The organism is Actinobaculum suis (genome assembly GCF_900618115.1).
GTDB lineage: Bacteria > Actinomycetota > Actinomycetes > Actinomycetales > Actinomycetaceae > Actinobaculum > Actinobaculum suis.
Map to the genome: position 1 here is coordinate 1,077,686 of NZ_UYIO01000001.1, position 26,620 is coordinate 1,104,305.

At 58.0% G+C, this 26,620-nt stretch carries 22 protein-coding genes; 17 read left to right on the forward strand and 5 right to left on the reverse strand.

Translation table 11 applies throughout. The features are described 5' to 3' along the window. Positions 1-40: 40 nt before the first annotated feature. The 4 genes from leuD to H8274_RS04475 all read left to right on the forward strand — a co-directional run bounded on the left by leuD (position 41) and on the right by H8274_RS04475 (position 4,791). The gene (gene leuD, locus H8274_RS04460; RefSeq protein WP_074663438.1) at positions 41-724 is read left to right on the forward strand and encodes a 3-isopropylmalate dehydratase small subunit; all 684 of its coding nucleotides are present in this window, start codon (positions 41-43) and stop codon (positions 722-724) included. Between the two features lie 180 nt (positions 725-904). Beyond that, positions 905-2,230 (forward strand): UDP-N-acetylglucosamine 1-carboxyvinyltransferase, encoded by a 1,326-nt coding sequence (murA, locus tag H8274_RS04465; RefSeq protein WP_074663459.1) that lies wholly within the window; start codon positions 905-907, stop codon positions 2,228-2,230. Positions 2,231-2,459: 229 nt separating this feature from the next. Then, positions 2,460-3,884, forward strand: a complete 1,425-nt coding sequence (locus tag H8274_RS04470) for an MFS transporter (protein ID WP_185933955.1) — start codon at positions 2,460-2,462, stop codon at positions 3,882-3,884. 193 nt (positions 3,885-4,077) lie between these two features. After that, positions 4,078-4,791, forward strand: coding sequence for a helix-turn-helix domain-containing protein (locus H8274_RS04475; RefSeq protein ID WP_185933956.1), 714 nt, complete (start codon positions 4,078-4,080; stop codon positions 4,789-4,791). A gap of 141 nt (positions 4,792-4,932) precedes the next feature. On the opposite strand, the gene H8274_RS04480 is transcribed toward H8274_RS04475, so the two are convergent. Continuing rightward, on the reverse strand, positions 4,933-5,619 hold the full coding sequence (locus tag H8274_RS04480) for an AMIN-like domain-containing (lipo)protein (protein ID WP_185933957.1): 687 nt from the start codon (positions 5,617-5,619) through the stop codon (positions 4,933-4,935). Between the two features lie 250 nt (positions 5,620-5,869). Here H8274_RS04480 and H8274_RS04485 point away from each other — a divergent pair, with 250 nt between their 5' ends. From H8274_RS04485 to adhP, 4 genes are all read left to right on the forward strand, one after another. Beyond that, positions 5,870-6,979 carry a D-alanine--D-alanine ligase family protein gene (locus H8274_RS04485; protein WP_185933958.1) on the forward strand — a complete coding sequence of 370 codons (1,110 nt, stop codon included), beginning with the start codon at positions 5,870-5,872 and terminating at the stop codon, positions 6,977-6,979. A 238-nt stretch (positions 6,980-7,217) separates the two neighbouring features. Further along, complete coding sequence (locus H8274_RS04490; RefSeq protein WP_185933959.1) at positions 7,218-7,763, forward strand: NADPH-dependent FMN reductase; 546 nt, start codon at positions 7,218-7,220, stop codon at positions 7,761-7,763. Between the two features lie 254 nt (positions 7,764-8,017). Continuing rightward, positions 8,018-9,082, forward strand: coding sequence for a thiamine-phosphate kinase (gene thiL, locus H8274_RS04495; protein WP_185933960.1), 1,065 nt, complete (start codon positions 8,018-8,020; stop codon positions 9,080-9,082). 544 nt (positions 9,083-9,626) lie between these two features. After that, entirely contained in the window at positions 9,627-10,646 is a 1,020-nt protein-coding gene (gene adhP, locus H8274_RS04500; RefSeq protein WP_185933961.1) for an alcohol dehydrogenase AdhP, read from the forward strand. Between the two features lie 186 nt (positions 10,647-10,832). Here adhP and rpmB read toward each other — a convergent pair whose 3' ends face one another. After that, a complete protein-coding gene (gene rpmB, locus H8274_RS04505) occupies positions 10,833-11,024 on the reverse strand; it encodes a 50S ribosomal protein L28 (protein WP_049619355.1) in 192 nt (63 codons plus the stop codon). A gap of 205 nt (positions 11,025-11,229) precedes the next feature. Between rpmB and H8274_RS04510 the strand changes: the two genes are divergently transcribed. From H8274_RS04510 to H8274_RS04550, 9 genes are all read left to right on the forward strand, one after another. Continuing rightward, a protein-coding gene (locus H8274_RS04510; RefSeq protein WP_185933549.1) for an IS3 family transposase occupies positions 11,230-12,425 on the forward strand; the annotation gives its coding sequence in 2 pieces (ribosomal slippage) (positions 11,230-11,512 and positions 11,512-12,425; 1,197 coding nt in all). Positions 12,426-13,130: 705 nt separating this feature from the next. Next, entirely contained in the window at positions 13,131-15,347 is a 2,217-nt protein-coding gene (locus H8274_RS04515; RefSeq protein WP_185933962.1) for an ATP-dependent DNA helicase RecG, read from the forward strand. A 2-nt stretch (positions 15,348-15,349) separates the two neighbouring features. Next, positions 15,350-15,898, forward strand: a complete 549-nt coding sequence (gene rsmD / locus H8274_RS04520) for a 16S rRNA (guanine(966)-N(2))-methyltransferase RsmD (RefSeq protein WP_185933963.1) — start codon at positions 15,350-15,352, stop codon at positions 15,896-15,898. 18 nt (positions 15,899-15,916) lie between these two features. After that, positions 15,917-16,420, forward strand: a complete 504-nt coding sequence (gene coaD / locus H8274_RS04525; RefSeq protein ID WP_049619359.1) for a pantetheine-phosphate adenylyltransferase — start codon at positions 15,917-15,919, stop codon at positions 16,418-16,420. Then, the gene (locus H8274_RS04530; RefSeq protein WP_176700750.1) at positions 16,417-17,169 is read left to right on the forward strand and encodes an ATP synthase subunit B family protein; all 753 of its coding nucleotides are present in this window, start codon (positions 16,417-16,419) and stop codon (positions 17,167-17,169) included. Before coaD ends, H8274_RS04530 begins: the two co-directional genes overlap by 4 nt. Positions 17,170-17,238: 69 nt before the next feature. Continuing rightward, on the forward strand, positions 17,239-17,808 hold the full coding sequence (locus H8274_RS04535) for a YceD family protein (RefSeq protein ID WP_065414561.1): 570 nt from the start codon (positions 17,239-17,241) through the stop codon (positions 17,806-17,808). Between the two features lie 75 nt (positions 17,809-17,883). After that, complete coding sequence (rnc, locus tag H8274_RS04540) at positions 17,884-18,684, forward strand: ribonuclease III (protein WP_244924525.1); 801 nt, start codon at positions 17,884-17,886, stop codon at positions 18,682-18,684. A 2-nt stretch (positions 18,685-18,686) separates the two neighbouring features. After that, entirely contained in the window at positions 18,687-19,715 is a 1,029-nt protein-coding gene (gene mutM, locus H8274_RS04545) for a bifunctional DNA-formamidopyrimidine glycosylase/DNA-(apurinic or apyrimidinic site) lyase (protein ID WP_185933964.1), read from the forward strand. 384 nt (positions 19,716-20,099) lie between these two features. Then, a complete protein-coding gene (locus tag H8274_RS04550) occupies positions 20,100-20,717 on the forward strand; it encodes a response regulator (RefSeq protein ID WP_049619362.1) in 618 nt (205 codons plus the stop codon). 200 nt (positions 20,718-20,917) lie between these two features. Here H8274_RS04550 and H8274_RS04555 read toward each other — a convergent pair whose 3' ends face one another. Genes H8274_RS04555 through cydD form a run of 3 tightly spaced genes read right to left on the reverse strand, consistent with a single transcriptional unit; the run spans position 20,918 to position 26,366 of the window. Beyond that, a complete protein-coding gene (locus tag H8274_RS04555; protein ID WP_185933965.1) occupies positions 20,918-22,537 on the reverse strand; it encodes a sensor histidine kinase in 1,620 nt (539 codons plus the stop codon). Further along, a complete protein-coding gene (locus tag H8274_RS04560) occupies positions 22,534-24,561 on the reverse strand; it encodes an amino acid ABC transporter ATP-binding/permease protein (protein ID WP_185933966.1) in 2,028 nt (675 codons plus the stop codon). The genes H8274_RS04555 and H8274_RS04560 overlap by 4 nt, the downstream gene beginning before the upstream one ends. Beyond that, complete coding sequence (cydD, locus tag H8274_RS04565; RefSeq protein WP_244924526.1) at positions 24,558-26,366, reverse strand: thiol reductant ABC exporter subunit CydD; 1,809 nt, start codon at positions 26,364-26,366, stop codon at positions 24,558-24,560. Before cydD ends, H8274_RS04560 begins: the two co-directional genes overlap by 4 nt. Between the last annotated feature and the right edge of the window lie 254 nt (positions 26,367-26,620).

Here is a 26,620-nt window from a genome sequence, read left to right on the forward strand (position 1 = left end):
AGGCGCGGTAGCGAGAGCAGGAAGGGAAACGGAAGACGTTATGGAAAAATTTAGTGTACATACCGGGATCGGGGTGCCCCTGCGAGAAACTGCGGTGGATACCGACCAGATTTTGCCCGCGGCCTATCTAAAGCGAATCACGAAAACTGGTTATGAGGATGCGCTGTTTGCGGTGCGGCGGCGCGATCCGGAATTCGTTTTGAACCAAGAGGCCTATAAGCACGGTTCGGTGCTGGTAGCCGGCCGGGATTTTGGTACCGGTTCTTCACGTGAACACGCGGTGTGGGGTTTGCGCGATTGGGGCTTCAAAGCTGTGCTCGCCCCGCGCTTTGGCGATATTTTCCGCGGCAATATGGGCAAGCAAGGCCTGGTTGCCGGGGTTATTTCCGATGCGTGCGCGGAAACTTTGTGGCAGCTGCTCGAATCCCAGCCCGGAATTGAAATCACCGTGAACCTGGAAGAAAAAACGGTGACCTGCGGTGATTTCACGGATTCCTTTGAAATCGACGACTATACCCGGTGGCGTTTGCAAGAAGGCCTGGATGATATTGCGCTAACTTTGCGTGATGCCGATCTGATTCGGGAATACGAGGAGCGCCGGCCGAGTTACAAACCCCGTACGCTACCGCAAAGGCATTTGCCGGCAGCACCGGTTAGTTCGGCTCGGGAAGCAGATATGCCCACCCGGGAAGGCCCGCTCGGCGCGGAAGTACCGCTCGGGTAGGTGGCCACGCGCGGCTATAAGTGGCTACGCGCGGCTATAGGCGCGATTTGGTGCCGGCTCGGCTAGAGTTGCCAATGTTATTGGGAGCTTTATGCCGGGCCGGTTTTTGGATAGTAACCGGAGGCAGGCCGGACCGGTAGACTGGTGAGCGCGGTAGGCGCCGAACCTGAAGGGAAAGTTATGGTTTCTAAACTCCTTGTTGATGGTGGGCACCCACTTTCGGGTGAGGTTCATGTAAGAGGCGCGAAGAATTTCGTCTCGAAAGCCATGGTGGCTGCGCTCCTCACGAGGGAAACCTCAGTGCTGCGGAACGTGCCGCAAATCCGCGACGTGGAAGTGGTCTCTGACCTGCTCCGCCTGCACGGAGTGGAAGTTGATTACCAGCCCGAAGAAGGGACCGTCACCATCACCCCGGGAGAGATCCACCTGCCGGAAAACCCGCTAGAAGTAAATGCCCTAGCTGGTTCTTCGCGCATTCCGATCCTATTTGCCGGGCCTTTGCTACATGCATTGGGCGAAGCATTTATCCCGGATCTGGGCGGCTGCCATATTGGAGCCCGCCCGGTTGATTTCCATTTGCGCGTACTCGAAGAATTCGGAGCAAAGCGCGTGCAGGAAGCTGCCGGTATGCACTTGGTAGCACCCAAGGGGCTAACGGCCAAACCCGTCCGCTTGCCCTATCCATCCGTGGGCGCAACGGAACAAACCCTGCTCACCGCAGTTATGGCAGACGGCATTACGGTACTTTCCAACGCGGCCGTAGAACCGGAAATCGAAGACCTAATTAACGTGCTCCAAAAAATGGGGGCCGTGATCTCCCTCGATACGGATCGCACGATTCGCATCGAGGGCGTGAAAGAACTGCACGGTTTCCACCACACAGCCCTCCCAGACCGGATTGAGGCAGGCTCGTGGGCCTCGGCCGCTTTGGCTACGCACGGAGATATTTTCGTGCGCGGCGCCCAACAGCAACCCATGGTCTCCTTCCTCAACACTTTCCGGAAAGCCGGCGGCAAGTTTGATGTGCGCGACGACGGAATCCGCTTCTGGCATCCGGGCGGAGACCTGAACGCCATCCTCGTGGAAACCGACGTACACCCCGGATTTATGACGGACTGGCAACAACCTTTGGTCGTGGCCCTAACCCAGTCCAACGGGCTTTCCATTGTGCATGAAACCGTGTACGAGAACCGATTCGGTTTCACCCAGGCACTGCGGGAAATGGGCGCCAATATTCAGACATATCGCGAATGCTTAGGCGGGCACGAATGCCGCTTCGGGCAACGCAACTTCTACCATTCCGCAGTTATCCAAGGCCCCACCCCGCTCCGCGGTGCCGATATTCACGTACCGGATCTACGCGGCGGCTTCTCCCACCTGATCGCGGCACTAGCCGCCGAAGGGGAATCACGAGTATCCGGGGTAGACGTGATCGACCGCGGCTACGAAAACTTCGTAGGCAAACTACTCGACCTGGGCGCTGACATCACTGTGCTCGCCGAATAACCCCGAATACGCGCTCGCGGGATGAACGCGAATCGGCGCTCGCCAAAAATGCGCAGGTTCTAAAACCGCACGCTGCGGCTGCGCGCGATGTAGTTGTGAACACAGCGTGGCTGCGAAGAAGATGTAGTTCTCAGGCGCGTAAATGTGTATGAAAATCGAGGCGCGTTGCACCACAAAACATTACCCCAAAAGAGTTGTTCTAAATCTTTTGGGGTAATAGTCTGTGGGTATGGAAACAGAGAAGAAACATCCATCACCGCAGGCCGGTACATCACCGCAGGCAGCTCCGCCACCGCAGAACGCTCCGGCACCGCAGGCTGCTCCGGCATTGCGGGACGCTACGCCACCGCAAGCAGCTACGCCACCGCAGGCAGCTCCGCCACCACCGGCAAAACTGTGGCAGAACCGCGATTACCGGTGGTGGTTCTTGGGGGATACCAGCTCTCAGCTGGGAATTTCCGTACGGAGCTTGGCGATGACCTTCGTGGCCTACGCGCTTACCGGGTCCACGACCACGGCCGGACTAATCGGCACCGTGATGGGGCTGACCATGATCCTGGTGGGCGTGGTTGGCGGGGCCATAGTGGACCGAATGGATCGCCGCCGGGCAATGATCCTGTACGGAGCTATTTCGGGGGCGCTGTGGATGGTAGCCGGTTTCCTCTTGCTCACCGGACACATGACGTACCCCGTGCTGTTGCTGATATGCGCGGGCTCTTCGGTAACGGGCGGTCTATTTGGGCAGGCTACGAACGCCGCCTTGCGTTCCATCGTGCCGGTCTCGCAATTTGCGCAAGCCCAGGCGAATAACCAGGGACGCGATGGGGCCATTAGCATCTTGGGTTCACCGCTCGGCGGTTTCCTGTATGTGCTCCGCGACTGGTTGCCATTCTTTGTGCCCGCCCTGTGCTATTTCATTCTGGTTGGCGCGGCTCTCATGATCCGCACCGATCTGCGGCCACACCCAAACCAAACAAACCACGCCAACCTTACAAACCACGCAGACGCGGCGCCGAAAGCAGCATCTTTGGGTGCTGATATAAAAGCTGGCTTCGCATTCTTGGGCCAACACGGGGTTTTGCGCCAAATCTTTATTGCCGCCTTGGTTATCAATCTAGGTTTTACCGGGATTTCTACGGGCATGAACTTGTACCTGGTGGCCGGCGGTATTAGCTCTGTCCATTTGGGCATGATCCAAGCTGCTACCGGCGTCGTCTCTATTTTGGGAGCCGTAGTGGCGGGAAAACTCGTAAACAAGATTAAAACCGGCCAGCTTTTGATAGTGACCATGGGCTGCATGGCACTATTTATGTTGCCGCTGGTCTTTAGCCAAACTGCGCTCACATATCTGATTTGCATGTGCCTGGCGATGGCTCTGATCCCCGCGGTTAATTCGGGCCTGGTGGGCTTTATTATGGGGATCGTGCCCGCGGAAATGCAGGGGCGCGTGAACGCGATTTTCGGTCTGATGAACCTCACCAATACGCTTACCGGGATCATTTGCGGTTGGCTACTAGAAAATGCCGCGCCGTGGGTGTGCATGGCAATTTTCTGGCCGCTACTCGCGCTCAGCGTGCTGATCGCGATTTCCTCACGCCAGGTAAGAGAGATTCCGCTTCCGGACGAGTGGCAAGGCTACATCGAGCGGCTCTAAAGTACAGAGCACGCGGGTACCAACTGTGCGCATACCCGCCACGTGAGCTGGTGCTAACCTGGGCGGGAGAAGAATTTGGTGCGTGCAGTTTCGAAGTCGCGGGCAAATCGTTATTGAAAATGCTGGCGAGTACCGGAGGAGTAGCACCGGAAGAAAAGCACGCACGCGAACTTGCGGTAAGGAACGGAAGTACATGAGCGGTACGGCAGAGTCGGGTGCGAAAGCGAACATGGGCGCCGGGGCCGGCGCGCGCGGCACTGGAACGCCAGAAGAGATTTACGAACTCACCGCCGAACAGGTGGATGTGATGGCAAATCCGCAGCGCATGGCGATTCTGACCTCCCTCATGTTTGCCAGCCCGCAACGGCAAAAAGACCTTGCCGCCGATCTGGACCGCACACCTAACTCTTTGGCGTACCACATCAAAAAACTGCAACAGGCCGGCCTTATTCACGAAGCAAATGTTCCGGGCGCGGATGGGCGAGAAATCTGGTGGGAAATAGCGCCGGTGGTCGGGTGGAAGATTGACGATCGGGAACTGGGCCAGCGCGTAGTCACACAATTAGAAGCCGTGCGGTCTAGCGAACATGCCCGCTATATGGAAAACACTTCGGCACCTAAAACCACGGCTAGCGCGCACGAAGAAACCGTGCCTGATACAAGTGAAACTTCCGGCACAGAACAAACCCCGGTTACCGGCGCAGCTACTAGCAAGACCGAAACGCCACGTGCCGGCGAATCATTAGAGATTTTCAGCGGGATTGCCTTGAGCGAAGAAGAAGCCTCCGCACTAGCAACACAACTCATAGACCTAGTGGGAAGCTACCGCGAACGGGTTGGCAAAATGCCCGATGAGTCCCACCGCCAATACGTCCTCGACTTGCGTTTCTACCCGCGCGGCCGGTAACACGGGGCCAGCCATAGCAAGCGAAACCAGCGCACCTAAACAAAAAAAATAACCCGCCCGGTATAGATTTGACCCGCCCGGTACACACCTGGGCGGGCTGTGTACTGGGCGGGCCAAATAGTTACTAGCTAGCGCAAAGCTTTAGTCAGTGGCAACATCAATAACCACGCGAGCCGGATTATCAAGAATTTGTACCCGATAAGGGCGCTCCTTATCCACCCCAATGTGGATCGTATGCATACCCTCAAAGGGCCACTCGGTATACACCCCCTGCACAACCTTCGCACCGCCCATATTCGGGGCCTGAATATCTGGTAGCGGCTGATCCGGATCTGGGGTTTGCGCTTGGAAGTAGACCTCAGGAATTTGCGCCCCGGCCACACTAACTTCCAGGAACTTACTTCCCGGCATATCGATACGATCACCCTTCCCATCAGTGAAAGGTTCGTCTACCCAGGAACTAAACCAGCCAAGCTTACCGGCGCTCTCATATTCCACAACCACGCGATCATAACCGGGATGGCCCGCCACCCGCGTCGCCTTGATCTGCGCGGTAGCCTCACCCGTATTCTCCGCATCCGCCGATTTGGAATCACCGGTAATAAAGGGAGCCGTATCTACCGCATCCTCCCCGGCAGTCGCCGCCGCGCTCGCACTCGCCGCGCTATCAGAGGTATTTGCCGCATCGGTAGCCGATGCTGAACTGCTGGCATTCGCCGCACCTTCCGCACTTGGCCCGGCAGAAGAGCCTCCGGAAGAGCAAGCCCCAAGCCCGAGAGCAGCGCACGCTAGCAGGGCATATAGTTTTTGTTTTGTGATTCGACCCATAACGTGATCATAGTGTGCAGGCTATTTTTCGCCAAGTTAGCGGTATGACCGAAAACTATTCTTCGCCAAATCGGGTTGCGCGGCGGCGCTCGCGGCCCGCGGTGCGATACGGTTGGAGGGTTGCAGGTTCGCTCGAATCTGCGGTACCGGCTGGCCGAATACGTGTTTCACGAGCGTCCCGGTTGCAAGAGAATAATAACGTGCTTGGGGTTATGCGCGGGGAGCGCGCCCGGGAAAGAGAGGCAGAAACGTGGGAAAGATCCGGGTTGCCATCATTTATGGCGGAGTATCCGGCGAGCATTCGGTTTCGTGCTTGACGGCCGCTTCAGTAATGCGGGCCATCGACCGGGAAAAGTACGAAGTTGTTCCCGTGGCGATCGCAAAGGACGGGACGTGGGTACCCGGCGTCGATAACCCTGACCGGTTGGAAGCAGGTGGGCCGCACGGAGAAGTAACGGTGGGAAGTGAACGCGTGCTCACCGTTTACGGGCCGGGTCGGGATCTTTTAGTGGCCGACGACGCCGCTGGCAAGCTACGTTCGCTCGGGCCCATAGATATTGCTTTCCCGCTTTTGCACGGCCCGTGTGGGGAAGACGGTACTATCCAAGGCCTGTTTGAGCTTATGGGTTTGCCGTATGTGGGATGCGGGGTATTTGCTTCTGCGGCGGGGATGGACAAGCACTATACGAAGATGCTTTTGCAAGAACACGGCATTCCGTGCACGCCCCACGTACTTGCCGATCCGGCCCGGTGGGAAAATGAGCGCGAAAAGGTGCGCGAAGAAGCTGCGCAGCTAGGCTTCCCGCTTTATGTGAAGCCGGCGCGGGCGGGTTCTAGTTTGGGGATCACCCGCGTGGCCGAGCTATCCGAACTGGATGCCGCGGTGGAAGCGGCACGCCAAGTTGATGGCAAAGTGCTAATTGAACAGGGCATTCCGGGGCGGGAAATTGAATGCGCCGTTTTGGGTGGCCACGGCACGCAACCTCCGCGCGCTACCGTACTCGGCGAAATCGTGCTCACCTCCCAGTGGTATGACTTCGAAACCAAGTACGAAGATAATGGCGGTTTTAGCATGCAAATTCCGGCGCATATTCCGCCGCAAACCGCCACCGAAATGCGAGAATGTGCAGTAAAGGTTTTCACGGCCCTGGGTTGTGAAGGTTTAGCTCGGGTTGATTTCTTCCTCACCGAAGATCCTGCCCGGCCCTTCGTAGTCAATGAAATCAACACCATGCCCGGTTTCACGAATGTTTCCATGTATCCGGCGCTGTGGGAAGCAAGCGGCTTGCCCTATTCGGCGCTCATTGACGAACTTATTACCCTTGGCTTGGAGCGACCCCTGGCTTGCCAGGCATATTAGCTTGCCAGGCATATTAGTTTGCCAGGCATATTAGCTTGCCAGGCATATTAACTGCGCAAAACTTTCACCGGCTCGGGTGGTCAGGTAGTCTGCCAGGCTAACGCATGTGTAGTAGCGTCAGAAAAATATGTGAACTGTGCCCGCTCGGAATAAGTGCACACCCAATGTAGTTACAACTTCAACTAACGTTCGAGGGGCGGCGCCACACGGCGGTGCCAGGGAAAGGATGTAGATTCACATGAAAATTGCGTACATGGTGGGCTCGAAGGCCAAGGATTCCATCAATGCTGGCCTGGCACGGTTCTGGGAGAAGAACGCACCGGAAGGTGTGGAGCTAATTGATCTGCACATAAATGATTTCGATCTATACGGCCGCGATGTGGATGCGAACTACCCGCAGTGGGCGAAGGAATACAAGCAAAAGCTGGCCGATGCTGATGGCCTGCTGATTATTACGCCGGAACATAACCGGATGCCAGCCGCTTCGATTATGAATGCCATCGAATGGGCCTCCCGGCCCTGGGGAGAATCCGTGCTCACCGGCAAGCCGGTTTATGTGGCCGGAGTTTCCTCTTCTGGGATTGGTACGGCTGTGGCACAAAATCACCTGCGCGCTGCCCTAGGTTTCTTTAACGTCAAGCTGCTGGGCCAGCCGGAGGCTTATATCAATAACGCAGTAGCGCAAATCCAGCCCGATGGCACAGTGGATCCGGGTTCGGAAGCTTTCCTGCGCAGCCTCCTGCAAGCTTTCGTGGATTTCGTGAGCGCCGAGCAAAACAAGTAGCGCAGTGAAGCGGGCCGTGCCCGGCAATGTTGATCGTGCCGGGCAAGCCGGGCCGTGCTGGGCCAAGTGGAAAGCAGGCCGTGCCCGGTAATACTGATCGTGCCGGGGAGCCGGGCTGCACCGGGTAAGTTTTGTACCCAAACTGCAGGTTTTGGCGCCGAGCTGCTGGTTTTGGCGCCCTAGCTGCTGGGCTAGTGGAGAATAAGCCGGCTTGCTCATATTTCCGCAGGGCCGGACGTGAGATGATATAAGGCGTGTTTATTCGTGATCTGACTGAAGATGCCCTGTTAGCGCGTATCCTCCCGTTACTGCCGCGCCGGCGCGATCGTGCGCACGGCGTGGAAGTGCCCACGGGGGATGACTGCACGGTGCTTCGGATCTCGGATGGCAAACCCGCAATTTCTACGGACATGCTGGTAGACGGCGTACATTTCCGGCGCGATTGGTCTACCGGCCGCGATGTGGGTTGGCGGGCAGCGATGCAAAATATTGCTGACGCGGTAGCCATGGGCGCCCGCCCGGTTTCTCTCTTGGTTTCCATGCAACTGCCGGGGATGCTCCCGGTGGCCTGGGTGGAAGATTTAGCGCGCGGTATGGCAGATGCGTGCGCGCCGCTGGGGTGCGGTGTGGATGGGGGAGATCTGGTGAGCGGCGAAACGCTCACTATTTCTGTGACGGTAATTGGCGATCTGGAAGGGCGCGCCCCGCTTTTGCGGCAAAGCGCACTGCCGGGGGAAGCCGTGATTCACGTGGGAAACATTGGCCATGCAGCAGCCGGTTATGAACTTTTGCGGCGTGGATTTTCCCCGCAAGATTCCGCCTTCCCCAATACGGAAACCATGCTCATTGACGATTTTCGCCGGCCCAAGCCGCCCGTAGAGCAAGCTTTAGATGCCGCCCGGGCCGGCGCCCTGGGCGCTTTCATGGACGTTTCCGACGGCCTGATCCGCGATCTATCCCGGATCGCTGCTGCCTCCCAAGTGTGGATCGATATAGATACCGGTTCCTTGGAAGCAGACATGCACGCCTTACTGCCGGTGGCCCGCCACCTGGGCCGCACCGATCCGGTGGACTGGGTGTACCGGTGCGTACTTACCGGCGGGGAAGACCACGGTTTTGTAGGCACGCTCGACCGTCCCCACTCGCGAGCCTGGGGCGCACGTACCCCAACCTTGCCGGATGGTTTCCGCCGGATTGGTACCGTGCGCGACGCCGACCCCCACGGCCGCATCACCCTAGACGGCAATGCAATCTCCGGGCTGGGTGGATGGGACCACTTTGCCAAAACGGCACCCCTGGCCGCCGGCACCCAGCAATAGTGACGCCGCCCGGGAACCGCAGGCAGCGAAGACAGCGGGAAAGACGGCGTCGTGACCAAAATCAAATGTAATAGCGGTTCTCAATAGAGATGGGCAGTGGCGCCACGTTGTGACCAAAGGACCAGTGCGGCAAACTGTTCGGAAAGATTGAGATTTCAACCGACAAAGTGGCTGGTAGAGGCGGTGCGAAGGATGTAAGTCCCCGGGTAGGGGCGGAAAAATTGGCGATTCGGCAGGGGATTTTGGCGGATGAAAATCGCCAATGCCTGAGGCATAATCTACGTGAGTCAGGGGTGAATGTGCCGTAGCTTACTGCTACTCACCCAGCGTGTTACTGCGTTTCTCACTAAAGCAGTCGCTTTAAACGCAGTTTTGTGCTAAATGCATTGGCAGTTGCTACGGAGCCACGCCCTGGTTGGGGTGCGTGCCGGCCATTACCCGTATGGCCGGCTGCCCTGGCCACTGGCTTGCGGAAAGCTAGCTGTTTTCCGCGCGTATCATGCAGAACTCTCGGGTAAAGATGCCCGGACCTCAAGGAGGAAATATGCGCGCAGCAGTAGTTCGTCAAAATAGTGATGGACACGTAGATATCATCGATGATTTTGAGCTTCGGCCGATTCGTGCCAATGAAGCGAAAGTGCGGGTGGAATATTCCGGCCTCTGCCACACTGATTTGCATGTTGCTGCCGGTGACTTCGGGGAAGTTCCGGGCCGCGTACTCGGCCACGAAGGGGTTGGCATCGTCGAAGAAATCGGCGAAGACGTAACCTCGCTAAAGGTGGGGGATCGGGTTTCTATTGCTTGGTTCTTCGCTGGCTGTGGGCATTGTGAATATTGTATAAGTGGTAATGAGACTTTGTGCCGGAGCGTTGAGAACGCCGGTTACACGGTAGATGGCGCAATGGCTGAATACTGCATTGTGAAGGCGGACTATGCGGTGAAGGTTCCGGAGGGCCTGGACCCGGTGGAAGCTTCGTCCATTACCTGCGCCGGGGTAACCACCTATAAGGCGCTCAAGGTTGGGGAGATTAAGCCTGGCCAGTGGGTCGCAATTTATGGTGCCGGCGGGCTGGGTAACCTGGCCGTACAGTATGCCAAGAATGTATTCAAGGCGCACGTAATCGCCGTGGATATTAACGATGCCAAGCTTGAAACGGCCCGGAAAATCGGTGCAGATCTGACCGTAAACTCCGGGGAGATTGATTCGGGCAAGTGGATCCAAGAAAAGATCGGTGGCGCCCATGTTGCGGTGGTAACCGCCGTCAACCCGGCGGCCTTCAACCAGGCAGTGAATTGCGTGCGGGCCAACGGGACCGTGGTTTGCGTGGGCCTACCCAACGGTGCCATTGACCTGCCGATCGTAAAGACGGTGCTCGACGGCATCAAGGTGAAGGGTACCTTGGTGGGTACCCGCCAAGACTTGGCTGAAGCTTTCCAGTTCGGCGCAGATGGTTTGGTCAAACCGATCGTACGTACGCGCCCGCTTGGCGATCTGAATGACATGATCGACGAGATGCTGGCCGGCAAGATCGAAGGCCGCATGGTAGTGGACTTCTCGCTCTAAGAATTTCTTCGTGCCAGCGGGCTACCTTGTTTTAGGCAGTTCGTTTTGACGTGATAGTTTGCGGGGCGAGCATTGCTAGCCTCGCAAACACGTTTCTGGCAAAGCGCGGCAATGCTGGTTATTGATAAAAGGGTGGGGCCCGTAGTCGTTTCCGACTGCGGGCCCCACCTGAATTATTTGCTTTGCCTAGGCGGCGCGCTGCACCTTGCCGGCTTTGAGGCAGGAGGTGCACACGTTGAGACGCTTCGGGGCACCTTTAACGAGTGCGCGCACACGCTGGATATTCGGGTTCCAGCGGCGGCTAGTCCGCACGTGCGAGTGCGAAACGCTCTTGCCGAAGCCCGGGCGCTTGCCACAAAGTTCGCAAACAGAAGCCACGGTTCTCTCCTTCGGATTTCCGGAGCCAGAATGCCCCGAGGTAAGAATTACAACCACGCTAGTCTAGCTGTTGAGCAATTCACTTGCCAAGTCTGGGTTTCGTGCGATCGCGCACGTTGCCTACCTGCAGGATAAGGGACCTGACCCCCGGAAAGTGGACATGGGCTAGCCCCGGCGTTCAGCCGGAGAAAGGTAGTCTTCTACCATGTCCCGTAAAACATATTCCGCGCAGTTCAAGAAAGACGCGGTAGCCGCGTACGAGTCCAGCGAGGCTTCAATGGCGCAGGTTGCTTCTGATCTGGGAATTAATCGTAATTCGCTGCAAAACTGGGTAAACCAGTTTGGCACCGGGGTGCGGGCCAGGCGGCGCAAAGAAGCAGAGGCGGCGCGGGTCTTATCTGAAGCAGAGAGAATCCGACAACTCGAAAAGGAAAACGCGCTTTTGAAAGAAGAACGCGATATTTTGCGCAAGGCGGCGCAGTATTTCGCGAAGGAGATGGGCTTGTGATCCGCTTCAAGTTCATCGAGGACCACCGTACTGAGTTCTCAGTCAAGCGGATGTGTACCGTACTGAAAGTAAGGCGTTCTTCCTATTACAAGTGGGCCGCAAATGCGGCCCGGCGCGAGCAACAGGTATACGCTGACGGGCTGCTAGGGGAGCGAATTCGGATCGCTTTCGAGGCGGAAGGTGGCTTGTATGGTGCTAAACGTATAGCCGCGTTGCTTACTGCGCAGACCCCGGACCAGCCGGTAAATCACAAACGCGTAGCACGGGTGATGAAAGCTCTCGGGTTGGCAGGTTTTACGAAAAAACGTCGTGTTCGCACTACTGTCAGTGATCCACATAAGCGGGTCTTTGATGATCTTCTCGAGCGTGATTTCACCGCGGCCAGGCCTAACGACAAGCTTGTCGGGGACATTACATATCTTCCCCTTGCCGGGCAAAAGAATATGTATCTGGCTACTGTGATTGACTGTTTCTCCCGGAAACTGGTCGGTTTTGCGATTGCAGATCACATGCGTGTTGAACTCGCCCGAGAGGCATTACTGATGGCCGCAGACCAGCGAGGATCCTTGCGTGGAACGATTTTCCATTCTGATCACGGCAGTGTATACACCTCCTCTGTATTTCAAGAAACATGCCGCCAGTTGGGAGTACAACAATCCATGGGAGCTGTAGGCAGTAGTGCCGATAACGCGCTGGCAGAGTCATTTAATGCAACGCTCAAACGAGAAGTTCTCAAAAATGCGAAGGTTTTCCCCAACATGCTCTCCTGCCGCCGGCAGGTCTTTGCGTGGTGTACTCGGTATAACACGAAACGATTGCACACCTGGTGCAATTACCAGGCCCCAGACACCTTCGAAAAACACGCGTCAGCTACACTTGACCTTGCAGCATAAACACCACCCCCATGTCCACTTTCCGGGGGTCGGGCCCAAGTTTGGCTAACGGCAGGTGCGCCGTGCTTCGCCGTAGGAGGCTCTTGCTTCACCCCGCGAGGCCTCTTGCACAACAACAGGCGCACTCTGGTTAACGACCCTGGGTTAACAACAGTAGAGGATCCGGGACGCGCGCGGATCTGCGGGATCCTGAACGATCTGGGCGACCTGCACTCCGCTCTCGTCAGCCAAGGTGGCGATCGCGTCTCGTATGTCTGTCCCTCGGCGCTCGCCGCTCCAATCCATGATGCGAAAGGCTGCCGTTGCTTGCGGGGGAGCGTTTAATGATCGTTCTTCAAGCGCCTGATATGCAATCATCGTGCTAAGGAGCGCGACAAAAACTAGAAGAGTTGAGGTGATTTTCTTGAACATCTTCTCGTACGATCTAGTTGAGGTGGCGTTGGCGGATAGTTGTCTTGCCGCCAACGCCACCGATGAGTCTTGAAGTTAGGCTATCAAGTCTCTAGTAGCCGCAGCGAACCTTTGCCTTGCACGAGGTAGCCTAATGCGGGGGACAATAGCTACGCGCAGATAACCGCGCAGATAATAAGACCGCGGTGGTTCTGTTAATAAGTGTTAATAAGGCTGTGGTGGTTCTGTAGATAAGGCCGCGGTTGGAAGCACCGCGGAAATAATCGGGCCGCGCGAAGGCGGGGAAAGGGAAGCATGGCCGGCAAGGATTCACAGGCACAAACCGGCGGGAAGTCCGGCGTCGTCGCCGTAACTTCCGACGCTTGGACGGGGCTGCACCGGCCGCTGGCACGCACGCTAGGTAAACGCACCGCCACCCAACTGGGTAAACTCGGCCTGCACACCGTGGGTGACCTCGCCTACCATTTCCCCTTCCGCTACGCCACGCGCGGGCAGCTCATGCCCCTCCGCGAAGTCGCGGAAGGCGAATCGGTGACCGTAATCGCGCGCGTGGAGAGCACTAATTTGCGGCCCATGAATGCGCGGCGCGGTTTTATTCTCAAGGTAGATATTTCCGACGGCGCACGTATGCTCGGCCTGACCTTTTTTGGTAAATCCGCGGGCCCGCTCAAATACCACGAAACGCGGCTACAACCGGGGCAAACCGCGATTTTTTCGGGAACGGTTTCTTCCTATCGCGGGCAGCTCCAACTAACCCACCCGGATTATGAGCTAATCGAAGACGAGGCCACGCTGGCTACCGATATTGCCCGGCTCGCTCGGCCCATTCCGATCTATCACGCCACGGCGGCGCTGCCTTCCTGGAAAATCCAGCGGGCGGTGGCAACCATTTTGCCGGGTTTGCAGGCCAGCGATTTTCCAGACCCGCTTCCCGCACAGTATCGGGAAAAGCACGGCCTTCCCGGCAAATACGAAGCCGTGCTTGCCCTGCATGAACCGCGGGACGAAAACGCGTGGCGGGTAGCCCGAGCCCGCATGAAACACGAAGAAGCTTTCGTATTACAGGCGGCTTTAGCGCAACGTTCGGCGCGTACTGCCCAACGTGAAACTGCCGCCTACCCGCTCCGCACCGGCGGCATACTGGACGCTTTCGACGCCGCCTTGCCCTATACACTCACAGCCGGACAGCAAAGCGTGGGCACAGAAATATCGGCAGATTTGGCCCGCACGGCTCCCATGCAACGGCTCTTGCAAGGCGATGTGGGGTCCGGGAAAACCGTGGTGGCCTTGCGGGCCATGCTGCAGGTGGTCGACGGCGGTGGCCAGGCCGCTTTACTTGCCCCCACCGAAGTGCTCGCCCAGCAACACTACCGTTCCATAAACGAGCTTTTGGGCCGCCTGGCTTGGGATGTGCGCTGCGAGCTTTTGACCGGGTCGATGCGGGCTAGCACCAAAAGAACCGTTCTGGCCCGCCTGGCTTCAGGGGAGGCGGGGATCGTGATTGGTACTCACGCCCTCCTTTCGGATACCGTCTCGCTCCCATTCTTAGGCTTGGCGGTAGTAGATGAACAGCATCGTTTTGGGGTAGATCAGCGCGATCGGCTCGCCCGCGGCGTGCACACGCTAGTTATGACGGCAACCCCCATCCCGCGCACGATAGCCATGACGGTTTTTGGCGACCTTGCCATTTCCACTTTGAAAGACATGCCGGCCGGCCGGGCTGGTATAACTACGAGTCTGGTGCCGGCCGCCAATACGCCGTGGATAGCCCGGGCCTGGCAGCGAGCCCGGGAAGAAATAGCGGCCGGGGGCCGCGTCTACGTGGTCTGCCCGCGCATCGATGCCACCGCCGAAGAAGATACAGGTGCTTCGGTGGGGGCGGCAGATACGGCCGCGCCGGAACTGGCTTCCGTGGTGGAAACCGCGGCCCGCCTGCGCGCCCTACCGCAACTGGCCGGCATCGACATCGCCGTCATGCACGGCAGGCTAGAAACGGAAGAAAAGAACCGCGTTATGGCCCGCTTCGCCAGCGGAGAAAGCCCCCTGCTAGTTTCTACCACCGTTATCGAAGTAGGTGTGGACGTACCGGAAGCCACCATGATGGTGATTCTCGACGCCGATAGATTCGGCATCTCCCAACTTCACCAGTTGCGCGGCCGCATTGGCCGCGGCAGCAAACCCGGCATTTGCCTGGCCATTAGCAACGCCGAACCGGGAAGCGTGGCCCACTCCCGCCTGGAAGCTTTCGCTAGCACCACAGACGGTTTTGCCCTGGCCGAAAAGGATGTAGAACTACGCGCCGAAGGTGACGTACTTGGTTCTAGCCAGGCCGGCCGCAGCTCACACCTGCGGTTCCTCTCCGTCGTCAACGATAAAGCTATAGTGGAGCAAGCGCGGGCCGCCGCAAAAGCAGAGGTCGCCTCCGATTCTGAACTTGCCGCACATACCGCGCTTGCGGAAGCGATTGCAGAACTTGATACCGAACGCGCGGACTACATGGAGAGGGGCTAAAAATGACCCGTATCGTTGCCGGAGCGGCCAAAGGCAGGAATCTGAAAGTACCGAAAAGTGGCACCCGGCCCACTTCGGAGAAAGTGCGGGAGGCAATATTTTCTGCGCTAGAACATCGAGGTTTTATTCGCGACTGCACAATCGTCGATCTGTTTTCCGGTTCGGGAGCTTGCGGGCTGGAAGCTAAAAGCCGCGGCGCCAAGCAGGTAGTCTGCGTGGAATCTTCCCGTCCCGCGGTGGCCGTAATCCGCGAAAATGCGCGCCATGCGGGCTTAGAAATAACCGTGGCCGCAATGACCGCGGAAGCCTGGGTGGCCGAAGAGCGCCCCGAAAAATTCGACGTGGCCTTTATTGATCCGCCTTACAAGTACACGGACCAAAAACTCACGCAGCTATTAGCTAATTTAGAAGAGCACTTACAGGAAGACGGGCTGGCCGTCGTCGAACGTGATGCTAGAAGCCCCGAACCTAACTGGCCGGCCGGTTGGGAACTCGTGTGGGAACGCAGTTATGGCGATACCCGAGTGTGGGCCGCAGGTCAGAGCCAGTAAGCGACTACACTGGAGGATATGGTACGTGCCGTTTGCCCGGGATCTTTCGACCCGGTAACCCTAGGCCACCTCGATGTTTTTGCCCGCGCCGCAAAAATGTTTGACGAGGTGATTGTGGCAGTTGCTCACAATTCAGCGAAAACGCCGCTCTTTACCGCGGCCCAACGGGTGGAGTTTATTCGCCAAGCTCTGCCGGAAACTCTCGCTTCCCACGGCAAGCCGGGAAGCTACGGGAAGATCCGAGTAGAAGCAACCACGGGACTCTTGGTCGAATTTTGCCGGCAAGAAGGCGCGTCGGTCATCGTAAAAGGCTTGCGCAGCGCGGTAGATTTAGACGCTGAATATTCGATGGCGCTTATGAATCGCGAACTTTCGGGAATCGAAACCGTGTTCGTGCTAGGCGATCCGCGCAAGGCACATATCGCCTCGTCATTGGTCAAGGACGTTGCCCGGCACGGCGGCAATGTAGATGGGTTTGTACCCGAGAATGTGGCTCGGGCACTGAAGGAGAAATACGCATGAGCGAAGAAACTGAAGCGCAATCCGTGATGGAGATTCTCGACACGCTCATCGACATCCTCGAGGAAGCACGGGCCATCCCGATGTCTGCCTCGGTGATGGTCAACAAGTCGGAGATGTTAGATCTGCTCGTAGCCGCCCGGGATACCGTGCCCGAACAAGTAGTACGCGCAGACGGTGTGCTCTCCAACATTCAGCGCACAAAAGCCAAAGCACAGCAAGAAGCCCAAGAAATCGTGGCCACCGCCGAAACAGAAGGCAAACGGATCGTCTCCGAAGCCCGGGCCCGCGCCCAAAGACTAGTATCCGAAGACGCCATTACCGTAGCCGCCCGCAGCGAAGCCCAACGGATCGAAGACGAAGCAAAAATCCGGGCCGAACGCCTACGCGAAGGCGCCAACCAATACTCGGACGAAACTCTAGCCACCCTGGAAGGCCGGATCGCGGAAGTCTCCCGCTCAATCGAAGAAATCACCGCGGCAGCAAACAGCGAAATCGATCACGCCCTATCCCAAATCTATGCGGGTCGGCAAGTGATCGCCAGCCGCACCCAAGATTCCCGGGTAGCTTTCGAAGACGGCGGCTCCGCCTACGAACAAGAAAGCGTGTTCAGCTCGCGCAACGCCAACGCAAACGGCAACGCCCACAACTCGAACACCACCAACCGCGCCGCCTACGGCACCGGAAGCGCCGCAGAAAGCACCCAGAGCACCGGCTCGCGCCACCACGAAGGCCACGCGGCCGGAGCCTAAAACTAACAGCAACAGGTAAACAGGTAAACATAGCAATGCGCTAAAACCACAGCGCAGCGAGGAGTACGCATGTCAACCCGTGACACTTACGTTATTTCCCTAGTTGATTTGCCACGTGCGGAAGGCAGCGTGATCCACCACGAAGAAACCTATCCAGCACCTGCAGACATGGGCTTAGAACTCATCCGCGTACCCGCCGGATCCGAAATGTACGTGGCCGTAGATCTCACCTCCGTTGCCGATGGTGTATACATCGGCGGCAGCGTAGAAGTCGATATTGAGGGCCAATGCGCACGCTGCCTGCGCGATATTAGCGGGCACCGCACCCAAAAAATCGCAGACCTCGCCTACTATCCCGAACGGCGCGAAAAACTCATAGCAGAAGGAGACGACGACGCCGAAGACCACGCCCTCGTACTCAACGACGCCGTAAACATCGAATCCATCTTGCGGGACGCCATCGTCCTCAACCTCCCATTCAAACCGCTATGCGAACCGGACTGTGCCGGTTTGTGCTCAGTATGCGGAATCCGGCTCGAAGAACTACCAGCAGACCACCATCACGAACTACCACCAATTCAGTCCGCCGCGCTCGACGCATTAGAAGCGCAACTGCGGGCACAAGAAACAGGAAAGTAGGGGAGTCCAACGGGCTACAAACGGCTTATCGAAAAATGGGGTGCAGATCTTTCCCGCCCGCTTTTACGCCGGGCCTTGACACACCGCAGCTTCGCTTTCGAACACGACGAACCACACAACGAACGCCTAGAATTCCTAGGCGATTCCATCCTCGGCCTGATCATCGCCGAACGCGTTTTCCGGGAATTCCCCGACGCCTCAGAAGGCGATATGTCACGCATCAAAACCAACGCAGTATCCGAAAAAGCGCTCGCGGATGTGGCGCGGCAAATAGATTTGGGTTCGCATTTGCGTTTGGGCCGTGGCGAGGCAAAGTCTGGGGGTCGCAATAAAGATTCGATCCTTTCAGACACCGTGGAAGCACTTATTGCTGCTACCTATTTGGAACACGGCATGGAAGTAACCCGCCAGATCGTGGAGGGCTTGCTCAGCGAAAAGGTGGAAGAAGCTTCCCACCTGCCGCCGAATCTGGATTGGCAAACCAGTTTTGAAGAAGTTGCGCATACGATCGGCTACGAAGGCACCATGGAGTTTGAGATTACTTCCACCGGGCCCGATCATGCCCGCGTTTTCACGGCCGTGGCCTCGATGGATGGGCGTACGTGGGGGACGGGTAGCGGTACCTCGCAAAAGAATGCGCGGCACGCCGCGGCGGAAGCCAGTTACGGCATGATCACCCGCGAAGTCAAAGCAAAAGCGCAGAAGGCCAACGCGGAAGCTGGCGGTACTGCGGCGGGTGGTACCGCGGCGGGTGATGCGACCGGTGGTGGCGCGCGCGCCGGGAACGGTACCGCGGCGGGTGGTACTGCGGCGGGTGGTACCACAGCTACCGGTAAAACGGGTTCCGGCAAAGCCACCGCGCAGAAGAAAGCATAGAGATGCCGGAGCTTCCCGAAGTGGAATCGGTAAGGCTCGGCCTAGAGGCGCATGCCCGCGGGCATCGGATCGCGCGGGCGGAGAGCTTTGGGGAGCGTGTAATTCGCCGCGCCCCGCACGGCCTTGCTCCGATTATTGGCAAACGTATTGAAGCGGTGGCACGGCGCGGCAAGTTCCTCTGGTTCGAACTGGGCGACAACGCGGCAGCGGTGCCGGCGGGGGCAGCGGAAGCGGCACCGGCGGAGCCGGCGGCGGCTGGCTCGGTAGCGGCGATGGCTGATACAGCAGCGGCGGCAAACGAAGTTGCACCAACTGCACACGCCGCCACCGCAACTGTGGCAAACGCGAACGGCCCGCAAGCTCTAATTGCCCATCTGGGCATGTCTGGCCAATTCCGGATCGATGCGGCCCCGGAACGGCATCTGCGCGCCTGCCTGGTGCTTGATAATGGTACGCGTCTGGATTTTGTTGACCAGCGCACTTTCGGTTATCTGCAGCCCTGCGCTTTGCTTCCCACGGCGGATGCGCTACCAGGCGGGCAAGGAACCACGCGGGCCCTGCTACCGGAGCCTATGGCTCGCATCGCCCGCGATCCTCTGGATCCGGCATTTACTGCCGAAGAATTTGCGCAACGCTTGCGCCGGAAACGCACGGCCGTGAAAACCGCGCTGCTTGATCAGCAGCTGACTTCTGGGATCGGCAATATCTACGCTGACGAAGCCCTGCATATTGCCGGTCTGCATCCACGCCAACAAGCCGCTTCCCTGAAAAAATCCGAAGCCCATACGCTCTTTGCGGCAGTGACTACGGTTTTGCGAGAGGCATTAGCTGCCGGCGGTACATCTTTCGATGAGCTTTACGTGCATGTGGATGGCGAGGCCGGCTATTTCCAACGCAAACTTCGCGCCTACGGGCGTGCCGGCCAGCCCTGCCTGGAATGCGGAACCACCATGGAGAGCATTGTTATCTCCGGCAGGTCCTCCGTATTTTGCCCCCGCTGCCAGCCTCTCCGGCGTCGCAAAATCCGCTGACCTGCACGCGCAAACCCGCCTGGTGCCGAAACGCAATCCTGCCTGCCGCTGCATTCGGGCCGGGCTGGGCGCGGCGCGCTAGCACACTGCATAAACCGCGGAATTGGTACCTCGGGCACAAACCGCGGAATTGGTACCTCGGGCATAAACCGCGGAATTGGTACCTCGGGCACAAACCGCGGAATTGGTACCTTCGGTAGAAACCGCACAGCTAGTTTTTGGCAGGAGGGCGCGATACAAGTAGTTTGGGCGATGCGGGTCACAAAGGCGGACGAGGGCCGGAGGAGTAACCAAAAAATGGATAGAATTTGAGCAGGACTCCCGCAGTGGTAGTGATATAGCAAGAGCAGGAAATGAGGAACCGTGTCTGAGAATATTCGTGTCATGATCATTGACGATCATGAGGTTGTTCGGCGCGGGATAGCTGAGGTCGTGGACCGTTCGGATGGCCTGGAAGTGGTAGCCGAAGCCGGTAGCGTCCAGGAGGCCGTCCGGCGCGGAGAGTTGGTGCGCCCGGATGTAGCGTTAGTAGATTTGCGGCTGGGTGACGGCACGGGTATTGACATTATGGAGCAGTTCAAGGAAGTAACTCCGGAAACCAAGTGCATCGTTCTTACTTCTTTTGACGACGACGATGCTCTTTCCGAATCCTTGGAGGCTGGCGCGCGTGCTTATCTTTTGAAGTCTGTACGCGGTGCCGAGATTTCTGACAATATCCGCGCAGTTGCAGCCGGGCGAGTGCTCCTTGATGAACGGACGATTTCTCGCCGCCGGGCTGACCATGACGATCCGACGGCAGATCTTACTCCGTCTGAACGTAATGTTTTGGAGCTGATCGGAGATGGTCTTTCTAACCGGGAGATCGGGGACCGGCTTGGCGTTGCCGAAAAGACGGTGAAGAACCACATCACGAGTTTGCTTTCCAAGATGGGCTTGCAACGCCGCACTCAGGTAGCAGCTTGGGTTGCCGGCCAACGGGCCACCGGCTGGCGTAACCAGTAAACTCGCAGCAGGCAAATAATCACCCTATGATTCCCCGCGATTTGAGTGCTAACTCAAGCCGCGGGGTTTTCGGTACCTAGCCGATGGCGGCTAGCTTTAGCCAAGCGTGGATGGTTCTTAGCCGAGCGGTTCTTAGCCGAGCACGGCTGGGCTTGGACGCAGGACCGAGCGGTTTCGTAGCGGAGCACAGCGGGCGGTATCTAGCCGATGGAGGCGGTCCAGCGGACGGTTGTGCCTGATTCTTCGCGGGGGCTGATCGAGAAAGAGCCGTGATGGCGCTGGGCGCGGGCCGCCAGATTGGAAAGGCCGGAGCGGCGGCCAGTTTCCCGCACACCTACGCCGTCGTCCTCCACGGTAACCCGCACCCGGTGGTTCGCAATACTCACCTTTACCCAAATATGGTCGGCTTGCGCGTGGCGGACCGCATTTGAAATACCTTCCCGCACCACGGCCACAATGTCATCAGAAAGATCCGAGCCGAGTACGTCGTCCACCGCGGTGTTATCGGAGGCCGTAATATCTTCACTCAGGTAGGTGACGGTTAGTTCGGGATCGAAACCAAGCTGGGAAGTAACGGAAGAAATTTCGCGGCGCAGGCGCGTCAAAATCGGTACGGTAGCGGCCGGGTCGCGCAAGGAATAGATAATTTGCCGGATTTGGCCCACCGATTCGTCAATAGAAGTAATAGCCCGGTCGAGTGTGCCGAGCACTGATTCGGGCACGGTTTCTTCACATGCCAGATCGGCCCGCGCTGCTGAAAGTGCCATCCCGGAAGCAAAGAGCTGTTGGATCGCGAAATCGTGAAGGTCTCGCGAAATCCGGGAACGGTCTTCCAGCTGGGCAGCTTGGGCCCGCACGTGCCGGGCCGCCGCCAGTTCCAAAGCGAGCGCGGCCTGGCTGGCCACGTTTTCTGCCATTGCCAGATCGGCGAGGTTAAATTCCGGAGAACCGGCGGAACGACCCAGGAGGATCACACCTTTCGATTCTCCGCGTGCCGCCATCGGGGCATACAGCACCGGCCCAAAACGCTTGAGCTTTTCTGGTATGCCTACCAAATTCGATACATCGCTGACCACCCGCCCCCGCACTTCCCGGGCTACCCGCAAAGTAAGGCTGGATTGCGGGGGAATTAGACCTACAAGATCCTCAAATCCGGCACCGTCCACAATTTCACAAATCCACACGTCACCCACGGAAGGCAAAACAATAAGGGCCGCATCCGCCTGGGAAACTTTTCGCATTTCGGCGGCAATGAGCTGCAGGGCGTCTTCTTCATCGCTACCCTTGAGCAGTTCCGAAGTAATAGCCCGAGAAGCGGCAATCCACCGCGCCCGCGAATTGGATTCCTCGTACAAGCGCGAGTTTTCCACGGCGATTGCCGCGGCCGAAACCAAGAGCTCAATGTTTTGCTCATCGGCCGGTCCAAACCCGCCTTCTTTTTCTAGCAAGAACAGGTAGCCGACCACGCGATCCACGGAACGAATTGGGGCGGCAAGCGCATTGCTCGGCATCACGTCCAAGTCGAGCATATCGTTCCACTTTTCGAGCCCCGAATTAGCAATCACCACCCCCTCGTCTGGTAGTTGATCGAGGAAGAAAGAAATACGCCGCTTTACTTCTAGCTCGGTGGCTACGTTCCGGCATTCACCAGCGAGCAAAATATTATTCGGTTCCCCTAGCGAACTCATGAGCACGATTAATGCGGCCTGGCAATCCGTGGCATCCATAGCACCTTCCGCCAAGTTCTGCAGAACCGCAGTTTGGTCCAGCCGAGCAGTCAGTTGCAAGGCCCGGGAAATCGTGGCCGCGAGATCTTTCATCGTTGTGCCTCCGCCGGCATGTTTTCTGCCGTAAATGTTGGTCCTAAAAGCGGATCCGCCGCGGGGGTTTCAGCCATGATCGCTTCCGGTGCGGCCGCCTCTTGGGCTACCGCCCACGCGTATTCTGGCACGCTGGCCACCAGTTCCGCATGCGTTCCACTATGTGCCACACCAACTTCACCGTTCTCTTGGCGCGCCAACAAAATAACGTGATCGGCGGCGTCCAGAGGCGTGAGCCGGTGGGTTGCCAAAATGATCGTGCGCGGATGCTGGGTGCGTTTTCCGGCTCGCAGCAGATCCCGAATGAGCGGATCGGCAGTTTCCGGATCCAAATGCTCACCGGGTTCGTCCAAGAGCAGATACTGTGCGGGGGAGGCCAGGGCGCGTGCCAAAAGCAGACGACGCCGTTCGCCCCCAGAAATCGTGGCCGCATCGTCACCCATGATGGTATGTACCCCATCCGGCAATTGCGTGAGCCATTCACCCAAGCCCACTTCTGCCAGCAAAACAATTGCTTCGCGTTCGGTTACGGACGGGCGGGCAACCCGCAGATTTTCTAGCACACTAGTTTCGAAAATATGGGCGTCTTCCGCGGTCAAAGACAGCAACTGCGAAACTTCGGTGCGGTCCATACGGGAAACTTCCCGACCTTCCAAACGCATACTGCCCGCGTGCGGGCTGAGCATCCCAGACATTGAGAACAACAACGTCGATTTCCCAATGCCAGAAGGCCCCACGATTGCAACGGCCTTGCCGCGCGGGAAGGCGAAGTTAAATGGCCCGGCCACATCCGGACCATCCGGCCACCCAATGATGAGGTCGTGCGCCACCAGGCCCGAGGCCGCGGCGTCCGCAGCAACACCGGCGGCAGCAACACCGGCGGCAGCAGTATCTGCGGTGGTGCCAGCAGTGGTGGCGTCGGTTTCCGCAGCTGTCGTTTCCACCGCGTCAGCCGTTTGCCCAGAACCAACCGTTTCCGTAGTGGCAGCACTTTGCGCGGAACCAACCGTTTCCGCGGCGGCCGTTTCGCTCTTGGAGCTGGCGGCGCGGGCGCGGTCGAGTAGGTCGAGGATTCTTTGGGCGGCCTTGCCGGAACGGACCATCTGGATCGCGGCTTCACCCAAGGGCTGCGTGCCTTCAAAAGCGGCCAGGGGAGTGAGTACACAAACCGCCAGCGCGGTTTCCGAAAGCGTGCCCTGCGCGAGCTGCAAAGAACCAATAATGATCGCCAAAACCACGGTGGCCCCCATGGCCAAAGTGTCGATCGCAATAGAAAGAGCTTGCGGGCGGGCCGCCGCATCCCGGTTCCGGTAAATCTTGGCTTCGGTGTGCGCCTGGGCCGCTTCAAGTTTGCTCAGCTTGCCGGAAATACGCAGTTCATCGGCCGAATCAAGCATGGTTAGCGCCCGGGAAGAAATCTCGGTGCGGTCCTTCACCTGGGTTTCTTCGGCCAACCGGCCACCCTTGAGCGCAAAATACGGCCCCACAATCCCGGAAACGATCAGCCCCAATAGCAATACGATACCGATTGGCAAAGAAAGGCTCCCCACGATCGCCACCGAAATCAGGGAGACGAAGAAAGCCACCCAAGTAGGCTGGATACCCTTCACAATCAATTCGCCCACCGCATCCACATCGGTATTCATGCGGGCCAGTAGATCTCCGCGTCGCACCGAAGTCACCACATCGGTCGAAGAATCTGCGAGCGTGGAATAGACCGTGGTCCGCAGGGAGGACATCCCGTACAAAGCCACGCGGTGGGAGAAAATGCGGTTGAAATAGCGGAGTACTGCTTTGGAAACGCCCAGGGCACGCACCGCGGTAGCGGAAATCGAAAGTGCCATTACCGGCGGCATTTGCGAGGCTCGCGTAATCATCCAGGCGGAAACCGCGGAAAGCCCCACGGCCGAACCAATACCCACGGCTCCGGCCAAAACCGAGAGCCAAAAATCGCGCTTATTGACCTCGAGCAGCTTGATGATTCGCCGTAGTGCTACCCGTTCTTCTTGCGGTAACGCTTTCATGCTTGAACCTCCGTTGCGGGCGTGTTGGCTGGCGCGGGTTGCGTTTTGGCCCGTTTTTTCTTGCCCCCGCGTTCCATTGCGGCAAGCGCATTATCGCTGCGCGAGCCAGCCACGCGGATTTCGGATTCGGTTTCTTGCCGGTGTGCTATCGCTTCTGCCACCGCGGCGTGCTGTGCCAAAAACTCCGGGGTAGCGGTATCCGAGTGCACGTCAATTACTACGTCTGCCACTTCCACGAGGGCAAAGCGGTGCGCGATAACGACGACGGTACGGCCCTGCCGCCGGATCTCTTGGACAGTTTGCACCACGTGGTTTTCAGAGCGAGCATCCAAATGCGCGGAAGGCTCATCGAGGATCACCAGCTGGGAATCATCCAGCAGGGCCCGTGTTAGGGCCAGCCTTTGCCTTTGCCCAACCGAAAGCCCGGTGCCGCCCTGGCCTATCATCGTGTCCCAGCCGGCAGGCAAGCTAGCTACAACTTCGCTAAAACCAGCGAGCTGGGCGGCATGTTCAAGTTTTTCGCCGCGCGGGGCACCAATATTTTCGAGCACTGTGCCCGGAATCAACACCGGGCGTTGCGGCACCCAGGTGATTTGTTTCCACAGATCATCTCGGGAAATCTCTTGCACCGAAAGCCCACCAATAGTCACTTCGCCTTCGGTGGGATCCACAAAGCGGGTGAGTACGGCCGCCGTCGTACTTTTACCGGAGCCGGAAGTGCCGCGTAGAGCAACAATTTGGCCCGGCCGGATTACTCCATTGAGAGCAGCCGGCGCAACGGTTTCCCGGCCCGGGGCGAGCACCGAAAGGTTTTCGATCCGGATCTCACTGGTACGCAGGTCCGGGGCGGGTTGTGTACCGTCTTGCAGGGAATCTTGGGCTTCCAAAATGTCTAAAGCTTGTTCGGAAGCGGCCACACCATTCGAAGACGCATGGAACTGGGTACCCACATCGCGGATCGGGTTGAAAACTTCCGGAGTGAGCATGATGATAGTGAGCCCGGTAAATAGATCGAGATTTCCAGCTACCATTCGCAAGCCCACTTCCACAGCCACCAGTGCGGTGGATAGCGTGGTGAGGAATTCTAGTACCCCGCCGGAAAGGAAAGCCACGTAAAGAGTTTGCATGGTCTTCTTGGCATAGTCGTCACCAAGTTGTTTGACCCGGCGTGCCGGTTGCTTTTCCCGGCCTAAGCCTTTCAAAGTAGCCAGGCCGCCCAGCAGATCAAGCAGCTGCTGGCCCAACCTTTGCATGGATGCCAAGCGTTCGTTGGCGAAGGCAGCCGTCATGCGGCCTACCAGGATCATGAAAAGTGGGATGAGCGGAATGCAGAACACGATAATCAGCGCGCTCACCCAGTCCAAGATGAGGACGGTGGCTAAGCCTACCGGGGTGGCTAGCACGCATAGCACCAGCTGGGGGAGGAACTTGACGAAATAGGGTTCTAGATCGTCTAGGCCGGAAGTGACCAGCGTGGTAGTGGTAGAAGATCTACCTTCGGAAAGCCAGCGCGGGCCTAGATCCCCAGCTTTCCGCAGCACTTTCTGGCGCAGCGTGGAGATCGTACGCAGGGCAGCACGGTGCCCGTAGGCTTCCCGGCCGTATTTGAGCAGAGCCCGGGCGGCAAAAACAATTCCGGTTCCGGCTACTAGCCACAAAACTTGGGGCAGGGTCTTATCGCCGTCAATAACCGGGGAAATCGCGCCCGCGATAAGGAAGCATTGCGCCAATATCAGGCAGGTTTCTAGGGCTCCGAGCCCGCCGAGGCCCAAAATATAGCGGCGGGCGTGGCCCACGTATTTCATTAGGCGAGGATCAACAGGTTTCAAGGTACGTTTCTCCCAACTTTCTGCTCGCTCGGCTCATCTCATCCTAATCATCTGCGCCGCCCACGGCATCTTCATGTGGGAATGCACTTCCCATTTCCAGAAGGAAATAGCCGGAATAGGCAGCCTGGCCGAAAACTCTTTCCGCGCTTGCGTGAACGTAAACAAAACGTCGGTGTAGCTATGCCTGCGAGGTACAGCTACACCGACGTTTATGGTTTTTCGAGCTTTGG